General features: G+C 63.6%; 17 protein-coding genes and 1 pseudogene. 11 read left to right on the top strand and 7 right to left on the bottom strand.

Annotation, left to right across the window (positions count from 1 at the left end; all coding sequences use genetic code 11):
* The first annotated feature begins 1 nt into the window (after position 1).
* The 4 genes and pseudogenes from AACY45_RS04640 (at position 2) to AACY45_RS04650 (ending at position 3,058) form a co-directional block, all read left to right on the top strand.
* Positions 2-343: a cupin domain-containing protein gene (locus AACY45_RS04640; RefSeq protein ID WP_339544366.1), complete on the top strand. Its 342-nt coding sequence runs from the start codon at positions 2-4 to the stop codon at positions 341-343.
* Positions 344-420: 77 nt separating this feature from the next.
* Positions 421-1,491: a polyamine ABC transporter substrate-binding protein gene (locus AACY45_RS04645; protein WP_445261161.1), complete on the top strand. Its 1,071-nt coding sequence runs from the start codon at positions 421-423 to the stop codon at positions 1,489-1,491.
* 60 nt (positions 1,492-1,551) lie between these two features.
* Positions 1,552-1,698, top strand: a pseudogene (locus AACY45_RS29235) (REP-associated tyrosine transposase); the annotation flags it as partial.
* A 253-nt stretch (positions 1,699-1,951) separates the two neighbouring features.
* Positions 1,952-3,058: a DmpA family aminopeptidase gene (locus AACY45_RS04650; RefSeq protein ID WP_339544368.1), complete on the top strand. Its 1,107-nt coding sequence runs from the start codon at positions 1,952-1,954 to the stop codon at positions 3,056-3,058.
* Positions 3,059-3,062: 4 nt separating this feature from the next.
* On the opposite strand, the gene AACY45_RS04655 is transcribed toward AACY45_RS04650, so the two are convergent.
* Positions 3,063-3,287, bottom strand: coding sequence for a YgdI/YgdR family lipoprotein (locus AACY45_RS04655; protein WP_339544369.1), 225 nt, complete (start codon positions 3,285-3,287; stop codon positions 3,063-3,065).
* A 251-nt stretch (positions 3,288-3,538) separates the two neighbouring features.
* On the opposite strand from AACY45_RS04655, the gene AACY45_RS04660 reads away from it, so the two are divergent.
* Positions 3,539-5,191 carry a VRR-NUC domain-containing protein gene (locus AACY45_RS04660; protein ID WP_339544370.1) on the top strand — a complete coding sequence of 551 codons (1,653 nt, stop codon included), beginning with the start codon at positions 3,539-3,541 and terminating at the stop codon, positions 5,189-5,191.
* Complete coding sequence (locus AACY45_RS04665) at positions 5,188-7,452, top strand: ATP-dependent DNA helicase (RefSeq protein ID WP_339544371.1); 2,265 nt, start codon at positions 5,188-5,190, stop codon at positions 7,450-7,452. The genes AACY45_RS04660 and AACY45_RS04665 overlap by 4 nt, the downstream gene beginning before the upstream one ends.
* 11 nt (positions 7,453-7,463) lie before the next feature.
* Here the strand turns inward: AACY45_RS04665 and AACY45_RS04670 are convergent, their stop codons facing one another.
* From AACY45_RS04670 to AACY45_RS04685, 4 genes are all read right to left on the bottom strand, one after another.
* Positions 7,464-7,955 carry a GNAT family N-acetyltransferase gene (locus AACY45_RS04670; protein WP_339544372.1) on the bottom strand — a complete coding sequence of 164 codons (492 nt, stop codon included), beginning with the start codon at positions 7,953-7,955 and terminating at the stop codon, positions 7,464-7,466.
* A gap of 180 nt (positions 7,956-8,135) precedes the next feature.
* Positions 8,136-9,449 (bottom strand): NAD(P)/FAD-dependent oxidoreductase, encoded by a 1,314-nt coding sequence (locus tag AACY45_RS04675; RefSeq protein WP_339544373.1) that lies wholly within the window; start codon positions 9,447-9,449, stop codon positions 8,136-8,138.
* Complete coding sequence (locus tag AACY45_RS04680; protein WP_339544374.1) at positions 9,446-10,534, bottom strand: polyamine ABC transporter substrate-binding protein; 1,089 nt, start codon at positions 10,532-10,534, stop codon at positions 9,446-9,448. The genes AACY45_RS04675 and AACY45_RS04680 overlap by 4 nt, the downstream gene beginning before the upstream one ends.
* Before the next feature lie 77 nt (positions 10,535-10,611).
* Positions 10,612-11,970: a glutamine synthetase family protein gene (locus AACY45_RS04685; RefSeq protein WP_339544375.1), complete on the bottom strand. Its 1,359-nt coding sequence runs from the start codon at positions 11,968-11,970 to the stop codon at positions 10,612-10,614.
* Positions 11,971-12,132: 162 nt separating this feature from the next.
* Here AACY45_RS04685 and AACY45_RS04690 point away from each other — a divergent pair, with 162 nt between their 5' ends.
* Complete coding sequence (locus tag AACY45_RS04690) at positions 12,133-13,065, top strand: helix-turn-helix domain-containing protein (protein ID WP_339544376.1); 933 nt, start codon at positions 12,133-12,135, stop codon at positions 13,063-13,065.
* Here the strand turns inward: AACY45_RS04690 and AACY45_RS04695 are convergent.
* Together AACY45_RS04695 and AACY45_RS04700 are read right to left on the bottom strand one after the other, a co-directional pair.
* Complete coding sequence (locus AACY45_RS04695; RefSeq protein WP_339544377.1) at positions 13,062-13,658, bottom strand: cupin domain-containing protein; 597 nt, start codon at positions 13,656-13,658, stop codon at positions 13,062-13,064. The genes AACY45_RS04690 and AACY45_RS04695 overlap by 4 nt on opposite strands.
* Positions 13,659-13,844: 186 nt before the next feature.
* The gene (locus AACY45_RS04700; RefSeq protein WP_339544378.1) at positions 13,845-15,806 is read right to left on the bottom strand and encodes an oxidoreductase; all 1,962 of its coding nucleotides are present in this window, start codon (positions 15,804-15,806) and stop codon (positions 13,845-13,847) included.
* 216 nt (positions 15,807-16,022) lie between these two features.
* Here AACY45_RS04700 and AACY45_RS04705 point away from each other — a divergent pair, with 216 nt between their 5' ends.
* The 4 genes from AACY45_RS04705 (at position 16,023) to AACY45_RS04720 (ending at position 19,493) form a co-directional block, all read left to right on the top strand.
* Entirely contained in the window at positions 16,023-17,072 is a 1,050-nt protein-coding gene (locus AACY45_RS04705; protein WP_339544379.1) for an ABC transporter substrate-binding protein, read from the top strand.
* A 71-nt stretch (positions 17,073-17,143) separates the two neighbouring features.
* Entirely contained in the window at positions 17,144-17,938 is a 795-nt protein-coding gene (locus AACY45_RS04710) for a class II aldolase/adducin family protein (RefSeq protein WP_339544380.1), read from the top strand.
* Positions 17,939-18,039: 101 nt separating this feature from the next.
* On the top strand, positions 18,040-18,687 hold the full coding sequence (locus AACY45_RS04715) for a TetR family transcriptional regulator C-terminal domain-containing protein (RefSeq protein ID WP_166592620.1): 648 nt from the start codon (positions 18,040-18,042) through the stop codon (positions 18,685-18,687).
* A gap of 92 nt (positions 18,688-18,779) precedes the next feature.
* The gene (locus tag AACY45_RS04720) at positions 18,780-19,493 is read left to right on the top strand and encodes a response regulator (protein ID WP_339544381.1); all 714 of its coding nucleotides are present in this window, start codon (positions 18,780-18,782) and stop codon (positions 19,491-19,493) included.
* The last annotated feature ends 3 nt before the right edge of the window (positions 19,494-19,496 follow it).

Here is a 19,496-nt window from a genome sequence, read left to right on the forward strand (position 1 = left end):
CATGAGCATTACCCAGTTCAAGAACACCCATCAGGTGCCGCTGCAGGCATCCGCCTCGGTCGCCGTACCGCTCGGCACTCCAGTGGCCGTCACCTCGACCACCAGCGTGGAGCGCAGCGACGGCGTCGAAACCGGAATCTGGGAGTGCACCCCGGGTCGCTGGCGGCGGCAGATCGTCGCGCAAGAGTTCTGCCACTTCGTCCGGGGCCGCTGCACCTTTACGCCGGATAACGGCGAGCCCCTGCAGATAGAAGCCGGCGATGCCCTGATGCTGCCCGCCAACAGCACCGGAATCTGGGACATCGAGGAAACGGTGCGCAAGACCTACGTATTGATTTTTTGATCCTCTGATCAACCGAAGACCTGCCAATAAAAACGCCAAACAGGAATCGAATCATGATCCGCTTACCCCGTGCCCCCATGATGCTGGCCCCACTGATGCTGGCTGCGTCCCTCAGCCAGGCGGCCGAGACCGTGAAGATCTACAACTGGTCGGACTACATCGCGCCGGACACCACGAAAAACTTTCAGAAAGAAACCGGTATCGGTTTCAGCTACGACGTCTACGACAGCAACGAAACCCTCGACGGTAAGCTGATGACCGGCAAATCGGGGTATGACGTGGTATTCCCCTCCAACCACTTCATGGCGCGCCAGATCGCCGGCGGGGCGCTGAAGAAACTCGACAAGAGCCAGTTGCCGAACTGGCAGAACCTCAATCCGGTGTTGCTCAAGGCCCTGCAAGACAACGACCCGGGCAACGAGCACGGCTTTCCCTACCTATGGGGCAGTACCGGGATCGGCTACAACATCGCCAAGGTCAAGGCGGTGCTGGGGGACAATGCCCCCGTGGACTCCTGGGACCTGATCTTCAAGCCCGAATACATGGAAAAGCTGCAGAAGTGCGGTGTGGCGATCCTCGACAACGGCCCTGAACTGCTGCCGGCGGCCTTGAATTACCTGGGCTTGCCCCACCACAGCAAGGACCCGGCGGACTACAAGCAGGCCGAAGCCCTGCTGATGAAAGTACGGCCCTACGTCAGCTATTTCCATTCATCCAAGTACACCAGTGACCTGGCCAACGGCGACATCTGCGTCGCGGTGGGGTTCTCCGGTGACATCCTGCAGGCCGAAAGCCGGGCCAGGGAAGCCAATAACGGCGTGGACATCGGCTACGCCATTCCCAAGGAAGGCGCAGCGATCTGGTTCGACATGGTGGCCATGCCCGTCGACGCCCCCGACGAAAAACAAGGCTACGCCTTCATGAACTACCTGCTGCGCCCCGACGTCATGGCCAGCATCAGCAACCATGTGCATTACGCCAACGGCAACCAGCAGGCCGACGGCCTGATCGACCCAGCCATCAAGAACGACACCAAGGTCTACCCAAGCGAGGAGATGATGGGCAAATTGTTCGCCCTGCAAGCCATGCCCCTGAACATCGACCGGATCCGTACCCGGTTGTGGAACAAGATCCGTACCGGCAGTTGACCGGCAACATCCGGTAGGGCATTGCGCCTCAGCCTGGTGATCAATCGCACCCTGGGGCTTAAAGGCCGGTTGTGGCAAAAGGGCTACTACGACCGCGCAGTGCGCAAGGATGAAGATGTAAAACACATGGCGCGGTACGTGGTTCAAAACCCGATCCGCGCGGGGCTGGTGCACAGAGTTCACGATTACCCGTTATGGGACAGCCTGCTGGCTGTAGCCGCGGTATTACCCCATCGAATGAACGTCCTGCGGCCGTTAACGCAGCCTCGCGGGCTCGGCAGCGGCTACAGGCGACCCGGTTCCTGTAGCCGCTGGCGAAGCCTGCGTTGGGTTGCGCAGCGACCCCTGCGGTATTACAGGCTATACCCCAACCGGGTAATGGGCGCGCGGGCCGGGGTTCTCTAGAGTAGCGGTCCTTCGCCGGTGCGAATCGGTGCATCAATATTGCTGAGGAGAGGACATGCGTGCACGTGAATTGGGCATCACCCTGGGCTTGGGTGTGCCGGGGCCGTTGAATGCCATTACCGATGTCCCTGGGGTTCGGGTCGGGCACAGTACGCTGCGCGAGCAGGTCAATGGTAAGCAGGTCAGGACCGGTGTCACGCTGATCCAGCCGCGGGCCGGCCATGCGCGGCAGCAGCCGTGTTTCGCCGGTTGCCATGTGCTCAACGGCAATGGCGATGCCACGGGGCTGGAGTGGATTCGTGAAGCCGGGCTGCTGGCAACCCCGATTGCCATCACTAACACCCACAGCGTCGGAGTGGTGCGCGATGCCCTGGTGGCGCTGGAGCGTGACAACCTGGCGGACCCCGCGGCCTACTGGTGCATGCCGGTGGTGATGGAGACGTACGATGGTGTGCTCAACGACATCTGGGGCCAGCATGTGCGGGCCCATCACCTGGCAGAAGCGGCCGCCAATGCCAGCGCCGGCCCGGTGGCGGAGGGCGCGGTCGGCGGGGGCACCGGGATGATCTGCCATGAGTTCAAGGGCGGTATCGGTACCGCGTCGCGGCAAGTATCGGCCGGGCAGGGTGGCTATACCGTCGGCGCACTGGTCCAGGCCAACCATGGCAAACGCCGTGAACTGCGGATCGACGGCTACCCGGTCGGTCGGCAGTTAGCGCCAAGCCCATCGCCCTTCGAACACCAGGGCACGCCCGGCATGGGCTCGATCGTGGTGATCCTCGCAACCGATGCGCCCCTGCTGCCGCACCAGTGCCAGCGCCTGGCCCAGCGCGCCTCGATCGGTATCGCCCGCACCGGCGGCGGCACCGAAGATTCCAGCGGTGACATTTTCCTGGCCTTTGCCACCGGCAACCAGGATCTGCCGCCCGCGGACTACGGGCGCAAGGACCTGCCCTTGAGCACGCCACTGGCCATGCTCAACAACGACTACCTCTCGGCCCTGTTCAGCGCCGCAGCCGAAGCGGTGGAGGAGGCGATCATCAATGCGTTGCTGGCAGGCGAGGACATGGAGAGCGACGATGGCCGCCGAGTGGATGGGCTCAAGCCCGAGCTGCTGTTGCCGGCATTGCGTGCCTCGGGCTGGTCCGGCGCACGCTTGTAGGTCGTTACTTTTCCTTGCGGATGGTGGCGACATCATCCGCCTTGACCTTGACCGTCGCGCCGGAAATATCCTTGAACTCGACAAAGCCGTCGTCACGGGTGGTGTCCGGCATGTCTTCGGTCAGGTATTGGGTGCCGTTCTGCAGGGTCACCACCGTTTGTGTCGAGCAGCCTGCCAGCGCCAGCAGGGCGACCATGGCCAGGGGCGTGCACAGCGTACGGATGTTCATACTAAAACCTCTCATTCCAGAATCACTCGATCGGCCTGATGGACGATCATCGGCACGATATCACTCGGCCCTTGGTCCCGTTTATCTCGGGAAAGTTCGCTTAGGCCCTGAAAAAGCTGGAAAAAACGCCATTTCAAGGGAGAAGGGACGGACAAAACCCGGCCATTTATCCTTTTCCATTTGCCAGCGGCGCGGCTGAACTGCTATCTGTATGCATAACCAGTATCCGTTCACCATGGCCCTTTCTATCTGTGACCGTCAATCCGCTCGAAGATCCGTTCTACTACCTGAATAACTTTCAGCAGGTACTCGCCTGGCTGCAGCAGCGTTATGCCGATGTGCTGAGCCCCCGGGAGCAGGCGTTCATCGAGCGTTTCGGCCAATTGCCGCGGGCTTCCCAGGCGCTGCTGGTGCGCATGGTGATGCGCAAGGGCGAACACTTTCGCCTGGGCAAGTTGCAGTACCCGGAAATCGGCGCGACGGCGCTGGCGGTGCAGCCGTTGCTGGCGCTGGGCTGGATCGACGATCAGGCGCCATTGACCCTGGACCAGTTGTTCGAGGTGCTGCTCAAGGGGGAGATCCTCGCCTGTTTCGGCGCGGCCATCGACCAACCCAAAGCGAAAAAATCCGCCTGGCTCGACGCCTTGCGTGAGTCATTTCCCGACCCCAAGCCCCTCCGGCAGTGGTACCCGGCCCTGGACGATCGGCTCCTGAGCCTGACCATCATGGCGCTGTGCGATCGCCTGCGCCTGATGTTCTTCGGCAACCTGTACCAGGACTGGTCGGAGTTCGTGCTCGCGGACCTGGGCATCTACACCTACGAGAAGGTCGAGTTCTGCGCCGAGTCCCGGGGCTTGCGCTGCCGTGAGGACGTCGAGGCATTTCTCTACCTGCATGGCTGCCAGCAAGCCTTCGAAGGCGGTGAAGATGTGCGCCAGGTGGTGGCCCGGATTCACGCCCTGGACAGTCCCAACCCCTGGCTGCACAGACGCCGCGACAAACTGCTGTTCCTGCTCGGGCAACACTGCGAGCGCCTGGCGGACTGGCCGGCAGCGCTGGGCATCTATCGCCAATGCCACTACCCCGGCGCCAGGGTGCGCCTGATCCGGGTACTGGAGCGCTGCGCCGAGTATGCCCTGGCCCTGGAATTGGCGACCCAGGCCGAGCTCGCACCGCAAAGTGCCGGCGAGCAGCAGCAGGTGCTGCGAATGCTGCCGCGCTTGCGGCGCAAACTCGGCGGGCCGCCGGCGCCCCGGCTCAAGCCGCGTGAAGTCGAACGCCTGGACCTCAACCTGCTGCGCGTCGACCCGGCGTTGTCGGTGGAGTTTCATGTCCAGGCCCACCTGGATGACCCGGCGGCACCGGTGCATTACGTTGAAAACAGCCTGATCAACTCATTGTTCGGCTTGCTCTGCTGGCCGGCCATCTTTGCACCGCTGCCCGGGGCGTTCTTCCACCCGTTCCAGCGCGGGCCGGTGGACCTGCTGAGCGAGGATTTCCATGCCCGCCGCGCCGAACTGTTCCAGGCCTGCCTGGCCGAACTGGACGATGGCCGTTATGCCGCGACCATTCGCCAGCGCTACCACGCCAAGGCGGGTGTGCAATCGCCCTTCGTGTTCTGGGGGACGGTGACCGAGGCGCTACTGGAGCAGGCATTGCTCTGCCTGCCACCGGAACACCTCAGGCACTGGTTCAATCGCCTGTTGCAGGACATAAAAGCCAACCGCGCCGGCATGCCCGACCTGATCCAGTTCTGGCCAGAGCAAAAGACCTACCGGATGATCGAGGTCAAGGGCCCTGGCGATCGCCTGCAGGATAACCAGTTGCGCTGGCTCGAATTCTGCCACGCCCATCAGATGCCCATCGCCGTGTGCTACGTGCAGTGGGCGTTACCTGCCGAGTGAGCTACAGCATCGCGGTGCGTGCCCTGTGTGAGTTCACCGCCAAGAGCGGCGACCTCGACCTGCGCTTTACCCCATCCCCCACAGCCCTGGAGGGCATCGTCGGGCATCGCACCGTGGCTGCGCGGCGCAGTCCGGGCTACCAGAGCGAAGTGGCCGTGCAAGGCCAGTACCGACAGTTGAGCGTCCGGGGCAGGGCAGACGGTTATGACCCGGCGCAGAACCGCCTGGAAGAAATCAAGACCTACCGCGGTGACCTGGCGCGTATGCCGGCCAACCACCGGCAACTGCATTGGGCCCAGGCGAAAATCTACGGCTGGTTGCTGTGCCAGCAGTTGCACCTGGCCGAGATCAATCTGGCGTTGGTGTATTTCGACATTGTCAGCGAGCAGGAGACCAGCCTGGTGCACGCCTGCAGCGCGCTGGAGCTGGAGATCTTCTTCAACCAGCAGTGCGGGTTGTTCCTGGCCTGGGCCGAGCAGGAATTGGCCCATCGCGAGGCACGCAACCAGGCCGCACAGGCCCTGCGTTTTCCCCACCCGGACTTTCGCCCAGGCCAGCGTCACCTGGCGGAATCGGTGTTCAAGGCGGTCAGCACCGGGCGCTGCCTGATGGCCCAGGCCACCACCGGGATCGGCAAGACCCTCGGCACCTTGTTCCCGATGCTCAAGGCCCTGGCACCCCAGCAACTGGACAAGGTGCTGTTTCTCACGGCCAAGACCCCAGGGCGCAAACTGGCGCTGGATGCCGCGCAGGTGCTGGTCGACAGCGCCCCGGGACTGCCCTTGCGGGTGCTGGAAATGGTCGCCCGGGACAAGGCCTGCGAGCACCTGGACAAAGCCTGCCACGGTGAGTCCTGCCCGTTGGCCCAGGGATTTTATGACCGCTTGCCGGCGGCGCGCCAGGCGGCCAGCCAGGTGACCCTGCTCGATCAGGCAGCCTTGCGCCAGGTCGCGCTGCAACATCAGGTATGCCCCTACTACCTGAGCCAGGAGATGGCGCGCTGGGCCGACCTGGTGGTCGCCGACTACAACTACTACTTTGATCTCAGCGCGCTGCTGTTCGGCCTGGCCCAGGCCAACCAGTGGCAACTGGCGGTGCTGGTGGACGAGGCCCACAACCTGGTGGAGCGCGGGCGGCAGATGTACAGCGCCAGCCTGGATCAGTTCAGCTTCAACGCTATGCGCAAAATCGCCCCCGAGGTCCTGAAGAAAAGCCTGCAGCGGGTCAACCGAGAATGGAATGCGCTGCACAAGGAGCAGACCAGCCCCTACCAGGCGTATGCCAAGGCGCCGGACAAACTGTTGCAGGCGCTGGCGCTGTGCTCCGCGGCCATCGGCGACTACCTTAACGACCACCCGCAAGGGCTGGACGCCGAGGTGCAGCGTTTCTATTTCGATGCGCTGCAGTTCTGCCGGGTGGCGGAGCTGTTCGATCAGCAGTTCGTGTTCGACATCAGCAAGCGCCAGTCCAGTGGCCAGCGCAGCCTGGCGCAGTTGTGCCTGCGCAACGTGGTGCCGGCCGGCTTTATCCGGCCCAGATTGACTGCGGCGCGCAGCGTGGTGATGTTTTCCGCGACCCTCAGCCCGCAGCGCTATTACCGCGACCTGCTGGGGCTGATGCCGGAGACGGTGTGGATCGACGTCGAGTCGCCGTTTCATGCCGACCAGCTCAAGGTGCAGATCGTTAGCCAGATCTCCACGCGGTTTGTCCATCGCCAGGCTTCCCTGGCCCCCATCGTCGAATTGATGGCGCGCCAGTTCAGTGAGCGCCCCGGCAACTACCTGGCGTTTTTCAGCAGCTTCGATTACCTGCAACAGGTGGCCCAACTGTTTGCCCACAATCACCCGCACATCCAGCAATGGTCGCAGTCCCGGGGCATGGACGAACGCAGTCGCCAGGGATTTCTCGAGCAGTTCACCGCGGATAGCCAGGGCATCGGTTTTGCCGTACTGGGCGGGGCGTTTGGCGAAGGCATCGACTTGCCCGGGGCGCGGCTGATAGGTGCTTTCATCGCCACCCTGGGCCTGGCACAGCTGAACCCGGTCAACGAGCAGTTGAAGCAACGCATGGCGGCGATTTTCGGCGACGGCTATGACTACACCTACCTGTTTCCCGGCGTGCAGAAAGTCGTGCAGGCCGCCGGCCGGGTGATTCGCACCCAGCAGGATCAAGGGCTGGTGATGTTGATCGATGATCGATTCGCCGAACCCAAGGTCCAGCAGTTGCTACCACGCTGGTGGTCGGTCAGCGGTCGTGCCTGAAGCCCAAGCCGTCAGTGGACCCGGAACGTGAACAAGGTGCAGGGGTAACCGTCCACCGGCAACCGGTGTTGGCTCAATTCGCTTGCGCCCAGCGCCGGGATGACCCTGGCCCAGAACGCCTTGGCCACCAGGTTGGCGTCCAGGTGGAAAACCTGCCAGCAGCCGGGAAGCTGGCGCAACAGGGCACCCACCACGTGGCGGCCAACGCCCTGGCCGCGATAGCGACGGCTGACGAACAAATAGCTGATGTTGAACTGCACGCCCGCCAGGTGCGCCGTATCGTCCACCGTGACAAAACCGGCCAATGCCCCGTCCACCCGGATCAGGAATGGCTGGGTGGCAGGCTTGCGCCAATAGTCGGGCGGCAGTTGCACGTTGAACAGGCCGCGCTCGGCAAACGCAAGCGGCAGCCACTCACTGAAGTCATAGAGGTAGAACTGCATCAGGTTCTCGATGCAGTCCAGTTCATCGCGCTGAGCGCGCAACAGTTCGATGCCGGGCATGGGGCAGGGTCCTCAAACAAACCACACTGTAGGAGCGAGCCTTGCTCGCGATGGACGTCAATGATGACGCGTTTCTCCTGATTCAACGCGGTGCTCTCGGGTTTTTCGCGAGCAAGCCGCAAGCGGGCGCTCGCTCCTACAAGTTTTGCTGGCAGGACAAAAGGTTCATTGCCCAGCCCATCAGCCGAGCATCTCTTTCATCCGATACCAGGCCATGCCCAGTGCCAGCAGCGGGGTGCGCAATACGCGGCCACCGGGGAAGGTCAGGTGTGGCACCGCGCTGAACACGTCGAAGCCCTGGCTGTGTCCGGCATGGATCGCTTCACCCAGCAGGCGTGCGCACCAATGGGTGACGTTCAGGCCGTGGCCGGAATAGCCCTGGGCGTAATACACGTTCGGGTGCGCCGGCAGGCGGCCGATCTGCGGGAAACGGTTGGCGGATATCCCGATGCGTCCGCCCCATTGAAAGTCGATGCGCAGATCGGCCAACTGCGGGAACACCTTGAGCATCTGTGGGCGCATGTAGGCACTGATGTCCGCCGGGTCCCGCCCGGAGTAATGGCAGGCACCGCCAAACAGCAAGCGCCGGTCCGCCGACATCCGGTAGTAGTCCAGGCCGACTTTCTGGTCACACAGCGCCAGGTTTTGCGGGATCAACCGATCCGCCGCCTGCTGCGACAGCGGTTCGGTGGCGATGATGTAACTGCCGGCGGGCAGCACTTTGCCGCTGAGCTTGGGCTCCAGCTCCTCCAGGTGGGCGTTGCAGGCCAGCACCAGCGTGCCGGCACGCACCGAGCCGCTGGCACAGCGCACCTTGACCGTGCTGCCGTGAAGGATCTCCAGCACCGGGCTGTGCTCGAAGATCCGCACCCCCAGGGACTCGGCCACTTGTGCCTCGCCGAGCACCAGGTTCAGCGGGTGCAGATGCCCCGAGCCCATGTCCACCAGCCCCCCGGCGTAGACCTTGGAATTGACCACCTGGTCGATGTCCTGCGGCGCCACGAGCCGGGTCTCGTGGGCATAAGCCTGGTCCTGGAGGCTCTGTTGCTCGGCCTTGAACGCGGCAAACTGCGCGGCGGTGTTGGCCAGCTCGCAAAAGCCCCACCGCAGATCGCAGTCGATGCCGTGCTGGCGGATGCGCTCGGCCACCACCTGCACCGATTCGATCCCCGCGCGCTCCAGGTAACGCACGCCGTCCTCGCCGACGTAGCGGGTAAATCCCGAGACGTCATGGCCGACGCCGCGGATCAGTTGCCCGCCGTTGCGCCCGCTGGCGCCCCAGCCGATCCGCCGAGCTTCCAGCAGGACCACCGAGAGCCCGCGCTGGGCCAGTTCGATGGCGGTGTTGACCCCGGTAAAACCGCCGCCGATCACACAGACGTCCGCCTCCAGGTCCGCGGCCAGCGCCGGGCGCTGGCGCATGCCCTTGGCGCTGGCGGCGTAGTAGGAGCGGGCGTGCTCGGTGTCCGGGTTGAATTGAGTGGCCTGGTTCATTTGTTGGACTTCACTTTGCTCCACGAGCGAGTCATCAGGCGCATGATTTCTGGCGTCGGGGTGGTGGAAATGTACAGTTTGTCGAGCACCGCCTGGGGCGGGTAGACCTCAGGGTTGTTCACCAGTTCGGCGTCCATGAATGGCTTGGCGGGCGGGTTCGGGTTGGCGTAGCCGACGGTGGCGCTGACCTTGGCAATGACCTCGGGGTCCAGCAGGTAGTTGATGAACGCGTAGGCTTGCTCGGGGTTGCCGGCGTCGGCCGGTACCGCCAGCAGGTCGAACCACAGGTTGCTGCCTTCCTTGGGAATGGTGTAGGCGATGTTCACGCCGTTGTTCGCTTCCTTGGCCCGGTTGGCGGCCTGGAACACATCGCCGGAGTAACCGAAGGCGATGCAGATATCACCGTTGGCCAGGTCCGAGACGTACTTGGAGGAGTGGAAGTAGGTGATGTAGGGCCGAAGGGTCAGCAGCTTGGCTTCGGCCTTTTTGTAGTCTTCGACTTTTTCGCTGCGCGGGTCCAGGCCCATGTAGTTGAGGATGGCCGGGTACACCTCATCGGCCGAATCCATCATCGACACGCCGCACTGACTGAGTTTTTTCAGGTTCTCGGGTTCGAACATCACCGCCCATGAGTCGATATGGTCAACCCCCAGCACCTGCTTGATCTTGTCGACGTTGTAGCCGATGCCGTTGGTGCCCCACAGGTCGGGCACCGAGTGCGCGTTGCCGGGGTCGTTCTGTTCCAGCAGGGTCAAGAGTTTCGGGTCCAGGTTCTTCCAGTTGGGCAACTGCTCGCGGTCGAGCTTGAGGAAGGCCCCGGCCTTGACCTGGCGCGCCAGGAAGTGGTTGGACGGCACCACGACGTCGTAGCCGGTACGACCGGCGAGCAGTTTGCCTTCCAGGGTTTCATTGGAGTCGAACACGTCATAGATAACCTTGACCCCGGTCGTGGCGGTGAAGTCGGCGAGGGTGGTTTCGCCGATGTAGTCGGTCCAGTTGTACACGCTGACACTGGGCTGTGCGTGGGCAACGGCACTGCACAACAGCGCCAGGGCAGCGGGAACCACGGATTTCAATAGACGCATTCGACACCTCTTAGAATCATTGTTTTCGATGTGTAGGACCTTTTGTAGGAGCGAGCAGGCTCGCCCCACCTTCGGTATCAGACGCTCAGCAGCAGGAACTCGCGCTCCCAGGAGCTGATCACGCGCTTGAAGTTTTCATGTTCGGCGCGTTTCACCGCGACGTAGCCGCGCACGAACTTGCTGCCCAGGTAGCGTTCAATGGTCGGGCAGTTCTCCATGTGTGCCAGGGCGTCTTCGATGGTGATCGGCAGGCGCAGGTTGCGTCGTTCGTAGGCCCGCCCCTCGACGGCGGCGCTCGGCTCGACGCGTTCGACCATGCCCAGGTAGCCGCACAACAGGCTGGCCGCGATCGCCAGGTAGGGGTTGGCGTCGGCGCCGGGCAGGCGGTTTTCCACGCGCATCGCCTCTGGGCTGGAGGTCGGCACCCGCAGGCCGACGGTGCGGTTTTCCACGCCCCATTCGACGTTGACCGGCGCCGAGGTGTCCGGCAGGAAGCGGCGGAACGAGTTGACGTTGGGGGCGAACATCGGCAGCAGCTTGGGAATGTACTTCTGCAGGCCACCGATATGGTGCAGGAACAGTTCGCTCATACCGCCGTCTTCGTTGGCAAAGATCGGCTTGCCGGTGGCGATCTCGACCACGCTCTGGTGCAGGTGCATGGCGCTGCCGGGCTCATCGCCGATCGGCTTGGCCATGAAGGTGGCGGTGACGTTGTGCTTGAGCGCCGCTTCGCGCAGGGTGCGCTTGAACACGGTGATCTGGTCGGCCAGGTCCAGCGCGTCGCCATGCCGGAAGTTGATTTCCATCTGCGCCGGGCCGTCTTCGTGGATCAGCGTGTCGAGGTCCAGGCCCTGGGCTTCGCACCAGTCGTAGACGTCTTCGAACAGCGGATCAAATTCGTTGGCGGCATCGATGGAGAACGACTGGCGACCGCTTTCGGCACGGCCCGAGCGGCCCAGCGGTGCCTTGAGTGGCAAGTCCGGGTCTTCGCAGCGCTGGGTCAGGTAGAACTCCATTTCCGGGGCCACGATCGGCTTCCAGCCTTGGTCGGTGTACAGCTGCAGGACTTTCTTGAGCACGTTGCGCGGCGACAGCTCGATCGGGTTGCCGAACTTGTCAAAGGTGTCGTGGATCACGATCGCAGTGGGTTCGATCGCCCATGGAATCACGTAGACCGCGTCGGACACCGGCTTGCACACCATGTCGATGTCGGCCGGGTCCAGCAGGTCGTAGTAGATGTCGTCGTCGACAAAGTCCCCGGTTACCGTTTGCAACAGCACACTTTCCGGCAGGCGCATGCCTCGCTCATGCAGGAACTTGTTGGTGGGCGCTATCTTGCCGCGAGCGATACCGGTCAGGTCAGTGACCACGCATTCGACTTCGGTAATCTTGTGATCTTTCAGCCAGGTGGAGAGCTGATCGAAAGGGGCGTTCATAAAGACCTCGTTATTGGTTTTATCCGCGCCAGAGTCAGGCTTGCTGTACACAGAGACTTCCCCTGTAGCGCGTTGGCGACTATCTTGGGCCAGCGTTACGGTTCCATCTATCCACTTTCACCAGCCCTAAAGCGCACCAAAAGAGTGCGCGCGGATCTCCCCATGACAGCGCCAAGTCCCTTGCATGTGCAGGCTTTCAACACCGCAGACGTCGCCGACCAGATACGCGCGACCCCTGGGTGGGTGCAGCACTACCAGCAGATGTCGCCTGGTCACTTCGCCGGCCTGGTGCGCTATCTGGACTTGCAGGGGGTCGAGATTTACGAAGAGTGCATGAACACCCGGGTCGAGCAGAACTTCAGCGCGCCACCGGGGGCCTTGGCGTTCTGTTTCGACCGCAGCGACAACGCGCTTTATGTGCTCAACGGCGAAAGCCGCAACATCTGGATCACCCCGGAGAACTACCAGGAAGTGGCGGTGGTCTTTGGCCCGCAGTTCCTGCAGCGCCAAGGCGTTGGCATCGAACGCTTGGAAGGCCTGTTCATGGCGCCACTGAATTCGCAGCAGAACGCGCTGTTCAGCCGCTGGCTCAGCGGCACCCTGACCCGGCTGTCCCAGGCCATCGACCCACCGAGCCGGGATGCCCTGACCCAGCAACTGCTGGACGACTGCCTGTTCATTCTCGACCACGCCTGCGTCTGCCTCGACCAGGGCGCATTGCAGCGTCGGGCAGGGGAGCGGGTGATCATGACGCGGGTGGGCGAGTGGGCGGCCGATACCCCGGAAGAACAGCTCAACCTGCTGGAACTGTCCCAGGTCGCCGGGGTGTCCCTGCGCCAGCTGCAACACGCCTTCAAGACCTACACCGGCATGGCCCCGACCCAATGGTTGCGCCTGCGCCGCCTCAACAGCGCCCGCCGCGAACTGCTCGGCAGCCACCCCGGCCAAACCACCGTGGCCGAAGTGGCGATGCACTGGTCATTCTGGCACCTGGGGCGTTTTTCCAGCAGCTACCGGGCGTTGTTCAAGGAACTGCCGAGCGACACCCTCAAACGCGCCGGGGCGACAGCAACGAGTGGGCGAGGGCGGCGTTAAAACGTCGGCGGCGTAATCACCCAGATCACCACCGCATCCACCTCGCCGGGGTTGCCGTAGCGGTGCGGCTCTTGGCTGGAGAAGCTGAAGCTGTCGCCTTCGCTGAGCAGGAAATGCCGATCGCCGACCCATAACTCGAAGCTGCCGCACAGCAGGTAGCCGGCTTCTTCGCCGTCGTGGCTGTAACTTTGCTGGCTGTAGGTGCCGGGTGGGAAACGCGAGTGGAGCATTTCCAGTTGGCGGTTGGGCTGGGGGGTGAGCAGGTGGTCGACGATGCCGTCTTCGTAGTGCACGCTCAGGCGGCTGTTCTTGCGTACCACCACGCCCTGGTCTTCGGGGGCGGTGGGGACTTCGCTGGCGAAGAACCACTGGATGGTCACGCCCAGGCTGCGGGCGATGTTGAACAGCGCCGGGATCGACGGGTAGGCGAGGTTGCGTTCCAGTTGGCTGATGTAGCCGGCGGTCAATTCACTCAACTGTGCCAACTGCGCCAGGGTCATGCCCCGGCGTTTGCGCAGGCCGCGAATCCGCGTGCCGAGGAAATGCGGCGCAGCGCTGGCGATGTCGGGCGCAGGCGTGTTGCTGTTGCTCATGGTGAATTCCAGACCGGGAGGGGCTTGAGCGCGGTCGCTGTAGAAGCGAGCCTGCTCGCGATGGCGGCAGCTCAATCAACGCCAATGTTGATCCTGCTACCGTCATCGCGAGCAAGCTCGCTCCTACAGTTAAAATCGCGGATTTGCGTTCAAGCCAAAACCTAAAGTCCCGGAGTATAAACAGGCTTAAAGCTCCCAGGCGACTTTCAGGCCTTCGTAGATCGCTTCTTCGGCGGTGCGCGGTGCCAGGCAGTCACCGATCCGGCGAAACTCCACTAGCCCTTGCAGTTCGGCCCCGAGGGTGTCCACGGGTTGGTGGCCCTGGCACAACACCAGGGTGTCGATATTCTCCAGCAGCATGGGCTCGCCACTGGCGGTGTGTTGCAGGTACACCGTGTTGTCGTCGCAGCCATAGAGCCGGGCATACGGGGTGATCGGGATGCCAAGCTTGTGCAGTTCGCCGGCCAGTTGGTCACGCACATACAGCGGCAGGTTTTCCCCGCAATGGGTGCCGTTGACCGCCAGTTGGACCTGATGCCCGGCCCGTACCAGGCGCTCGGCGATGCCCGGGCCGATCCAGTCGCAGCGCCAGTCGACCACCACCACCGAACGCCCGATTGCCACCTCATCCTTGAGCACTTGCCAGGCGTCGACCACCGGCAGATCACCGCCACGTTCGAAGGTCGGCCAATAGGGTTCGGCGCCGGTGGCGATGATCACCAGGTCGGGCTGTTCCTGCTCCACCAGTGCCCGGTCGACCCGGGTGTTGCGCACCACGCGGACCCCGGCCAGCTGCATCTCGCGCTGCAGGTTGGTGCTGGCTCCGCCGAACTCGGCGCGGCGCGGCAGCAGTTGGGCCAATAGCACCTGGCCGCCGAGTTGCGCGCTGGCTTCATACAGCGTCACCTCATGCCCGCGTTGGGCGGCCACCGCTGCGGCCTTCATCCCGGCCGGACCACCGCCGGCAATCATGATGCGCTTGCGCCGGGTCGCGGGCGGGTGTTGGCTGTAGATCAGTTCGCGGCCGGTTTCCGGGTGCTGGATGCAGGAAATCGGCAAGCCCTTGTGGAAGTGGCCGATGCACGCCTGATTGCAGGCGATGCACGCACGCACGTCTTCGGCGCGCCCGGTGTCGGTCTTGTTGGGCATTTGCGGGTCGCAGATCAGCGCACGGGTCATGCCGCAGACATCGGCCTGACCCCGGGCCAGGATCAGCTCGGCCTCCTGGGGCTGGTTGATCCGGCCGGTGACGAACAGTGGAATCTTCAGGCCCGCCTTGAAGGTCCCGGCTTCCTTGGCCAGGTAGGCCGCTTCGATGGCCATCGGCGGCACAATGTGTACCGCGCCACCCAGGGAGGCCGAGGTGCCGGCGACGATGTGTACGTAGTCCAGCTGCCCTTGCAGCGCTTGCACGCTGGCCAGGGATTCGTCTTCGCTCAAGCCTTCGGGATCACGCTCGTCCGCCGAAATGCGCAGGCCGATGATGAACTGTTCATCGGTGCTGGCGCGCACCGCGGCGATCACTTCCCGCAGGAAGCGCAGGCGCTGTTCGAGGTCGCCGTTGTAGTGATCGGTGCGCCGGTTGACCCGGGGGTTGATGAACTGCGCGGGCAGGTAACCATGGCTGGCGACCACCTCGACGCCGTCGATCCCGGCCTGATGCAGGCGGCGCGCGGCCGCCGCATAACCGGCGACGATCTCATCGATCATGGCCTGGTCCAGGGCCCGTGGCATCACCCGAAAGCGCTCGTTGGGCACCGCCGAGGCGCTGTAGGCCACGGCCAGCAGGCCGTCGCTGGACTCCATGATTTCCCGCCCCGGGTGGAAAATCTGCGACAGCACCAGGGTCCCATGCTCGTGGCAGGTCTGCGCCAGTGCGCGGTAGCCCTCGATGCAGGCATCGTCCGTGGCCATCAGCACATGGGAGGTGTACCGCGCACTGTCGTGGACCCCGGCCACCTGCAGCACGATCAGCCCGACCCCACCTTCGGCCCGTGCCCGGTGATAGGCGATCAGTTGCGCGTTGACCAGGTTGTCGGTCGGCATCGAGGTGTCGTGGCCGCTGGACATGATGCGGTTTTTCAGGCGCTTGCCACGGATCGGCAAAGGCTCGAACAGGTGGGCAAAGGCGGGGGACGAGGTCGGCATGGTGCGCTTACTCCAGGCAGGCTGAAGCCGAAAGGCCGTGCTTCGGCGTTGTTATTATTGCCCTATAGAAATTTACCGGCAGTAAAAAATCAACTTGTTTTTTTACTAAGGCTTGCAGTACTTTCGTTTGGCGCCCGCTCCTGGGGCGAACCTCACAACAATAAAAATGGGTCACGCCGGCCTTGGTCCGGGTGGCACCTGCACGAGGACTCCTAGATGAAATCCAATAGACTCACGCTCCCTCGTTATCCCTTGCTGTTGTCCCTGGCCATGGGCCTGGGCAGCGCTCAGGCGGCACCGGACATGGTGGTGGTCGGCTACGGCGGCGCCGGACAGAAAGCCCAGGACGTGGCGTTTTTCCAACCCTTCAGTGCGCAGGACCGGAGCCAACTGATCCAGAGTGAATACAACGGCGAAATGGCCCGGATCAAGGTGATGGTCGACACCGGCAACGTCGATTGGGACGTGGTGCAGATCGAAGGCCCGGACCTGATGCGCGGCTGCGAAGAGGGCATGTACGAGCGCCTGGACTGGACGCAACTGGGGCACGCTGCGCAGTTGATTCCCGAGGCCGCGCAGGCGTGCGGGTCCGCCGCGCTGGTGTGGAGCGTGGCGATTGCCTATGACACCGACAAGCTGGCCCAGGCCCCGGCCTCATGGGCGGATTTCTGGGACGTGCAGAAAATCCCCGGCAAGCGCGGCCTGCGCAAGCGGGCGGTGTACAACCTGGAGTTCGCCTTGTTGGCCGACGGGGTCAAGGTCGAGGATGTCTACCAGGTCCTGGGCACACCTGCGGGAGTCAACCGCGCCTTCGCCAAGCTCACCGAACTCAAGCCCCATATCCAGTGGTGGGAGGCCGGCGCACAACCGGCGCAATGGCTGGCCGCCGGCGACGTGGTCATGACCTCCACCTACAGCGGCCGGATTGCCGCCGCGGCCCAGGGTGGCAGTCACCTGGGCCTGGTGTGGCCGGGCAGCCTGTACGGCATGGACTACTGGGCGATCATCAAGGGCTCCCGGCATGTCGATCAGGCCAAGCGTTTTATCGCCTTCGCCAATCAGCCCGATGCCCAGGTCAAGTACGTGCAGCAGATTCCCTATGGCCCGACCAATACCGAGGCCGCCGCACGCCTGGATGCTTCGCTCGCACGCTGGGTGCCGACCGCGCCGCAGAACCTCAAGGGGGCGCTGTCGATGGACGTCGGCTTCTGGGTCGACCACGGCGAGGAACTGGAAGAGCGTTTCAACGCCTGGGCCAGCAAGTAAGCCCACTGGCTGGACGCTTGCCCCGTCCAGCCTTACTGTCTGCCCAGCCATCTGCCTGGAGAACCTCGCCCATGAAGCCATTTGTCAGCCCACCGGGTGCGACTGCCGCGCGCAGCGCCACCGAGCAGCGCCTGCGTGAAGAGTTGGCGGCCTGCTATCGATTGATCGCGCACTTTCGCATGACCGACCTGATCTTCACCCATATCTCGGTGCGCCTGCCCGGGCCCGAGCACCACTTCCTGATCAACCCCTACGGGCTGATGTTCGATGAAATCAGCGCCTCCAACCTGGTGAAAATCGACCTCCACGGGCAGGCCGTGGAGCCGTCGCCGTACCCGGTCAACCCGGCGGGCTTTGTCATCCACAGCGCCATCCACGGTGCCCGCGACGACGCCCAGTGCGTGCTGCACACCCACACCCGCGCCGGTTGTGCGGTGGCCGCCTTGCAGTGCGGGCTGTTGCCGGTCAATCAGATATCCATGGAGTTCTACGGCCGGGTCGCCTACCACGACTACGAAGGCGTGGCGCTGGACCTGAGCGAGCAGCAGCGGCTGGTGCACGACCTGGCGGACAAGCCGGTGTTGATGTTGCGCAACCATGGCCTGTTGACCGTGGGCAAAACCGTGGCCCAGGCGTTCTTGCGCATGTACTACCTGGAAAAGGCCTGCGAGATTCAATTGGCGGCCCAGGCCTGTGGCGAATTGGTGCTGCCGCCCCACGAGGTCTGCGCACACACCGAGCGCCAGTTCAATGACCCCGCCCGGCCGCTTGAAGACGGTCAGTTGAGCGACCCGGATGCCATGCAACTGGCCTGGGCGGCGATGGTGCGCCTGCTCGAGCGCATTGCCCCGGGCTATCGCGACTGAACGCGGTTGAGGCTGGAGACGGGCCGCACTCTTGCTGTACAGTCGTTCAACGCTGGGCCGGTGCAGAGGCCCCCATGATCGATCCAAGGAGAGAGTCGCCGATGAGTCAGGAAGCCCGTTTTTCTCGCATGGAGCCGGAGCTGCGCAAGGCCAATCTGATCGAAGCGACCCTGGTGTGCCTCAAGCGCCATGGCTTCCAGGGCGCGTCGATTCGCAAGATCTGCGCTGAGGCGGGAGTCTCGGTGGGGCTGATCAGCCATCACTATTCGGGCAAGGACGAACTGGTGGCCGAGGCCTACATGGCGATCACCGGGCGGGTCATGAGCCTGCTGCGCGAGGCCATGGAGCAGGCCGCACCGTCTGCGCGGGAGCGCTTGTCGGCGTTCTTTCGTGGCTCGTTTTCCGCCGAACTGCTGGACCCGCAACTGATCGATGCCTGGCTGGCGTTCTGGGGCGCGGTGAAAACCGCCGAGGCGATCAACCTGGCCCACGAACACTCCTATGGCGAGTACCGCGGTATCTTGCGCAAGGTGCTGGCCGAACTGGCCGAGGAGGAGGGCTGGGAACACTTCGACGCCGACCTCGCGGCCATTGGCCTGAGCGCCTTGCTCGATGGCCTGTGGCTGGAATCCGGACTCAACCCCGGGACCTTCAGCCCGGAGCAGGGCATGCAGATTTGTGAAGCCTGGGTCGATGGGCTCCAGGCCGGCGGTCGCCAACGTTTCTGCCTGCCGACCGGGAGCTGTTGATCGATCGTTCAGCAGCAGCTAGGATCAGCCGCCAAGACGCACAACCACTCTAATAAGAAATACGCCTTCGGGCGCACGCAGGACTTTAAGCGATGACTCCTCGGGTACTGATCGTCGATGACGATCCGCTGATTCGCGAACTGCTGCATGCCTACCTGTCCAGGGAAGGGTACGAGGTCCACTGCGCCGAAACGGCGGAGGCCGCGGACACCTTCCTCGCCGGCCAGGCGGTCGACCTGGTGATGCTCGACATCCGCCTGCCGGGCAAGGATGGCCTGACCCTGACCCGTGAACTGCGGGTGCGCTCGGAGGTGGGGATCATCTTGATCACCGGGCGCAACGATGAGATCGACCGGATCGTCGGCCTGGAGTGCGGCGCCGATGACTATGTGATCAAGCCGCTGAATCCACGGGAACTGGTGTCCCGGGCGAAAAACCTGATCCGTCGGGTGCGCCATGCCCAAGCCCCCCAACCACTCGCCGCGGCCAAACCGGTCAAGCAATTCGCCGCCTGGGCCCTGGACACCGATCGCCGGCGCCTGATCGATGACGCCGGCAACGAAACCCTGCTGACCCACGGCGAATACCAGTTGCTCAGCGTGTTCCTGCGCAACAGCGGCCACACCCTGAGCCGCGACCAGTTGATGGACCAGATCCGCAACCGCGAGTGGGTGCCCAACGACCGCTCGATCGACGTGCTGGTGGGGCGCTTGCGGCGCAAGTTGCACGATGACCCGGCCGAGCCGCAGTTGATCATCACCATTCACGGCGCCGGCTACCTGTTTACCGCCAGCGTCGCGGCCTGAGGC

Source organism: Pseudomonas sp. RA_35y_Pfl2_P32, from assembly GCF_963970735.1.
Classification (GTDB): Bacteria; Pseudomonadota; Gammaproteobacteria; order Pseudomonadales; family Pseudomonadaceae; genus Aquipseudomonas.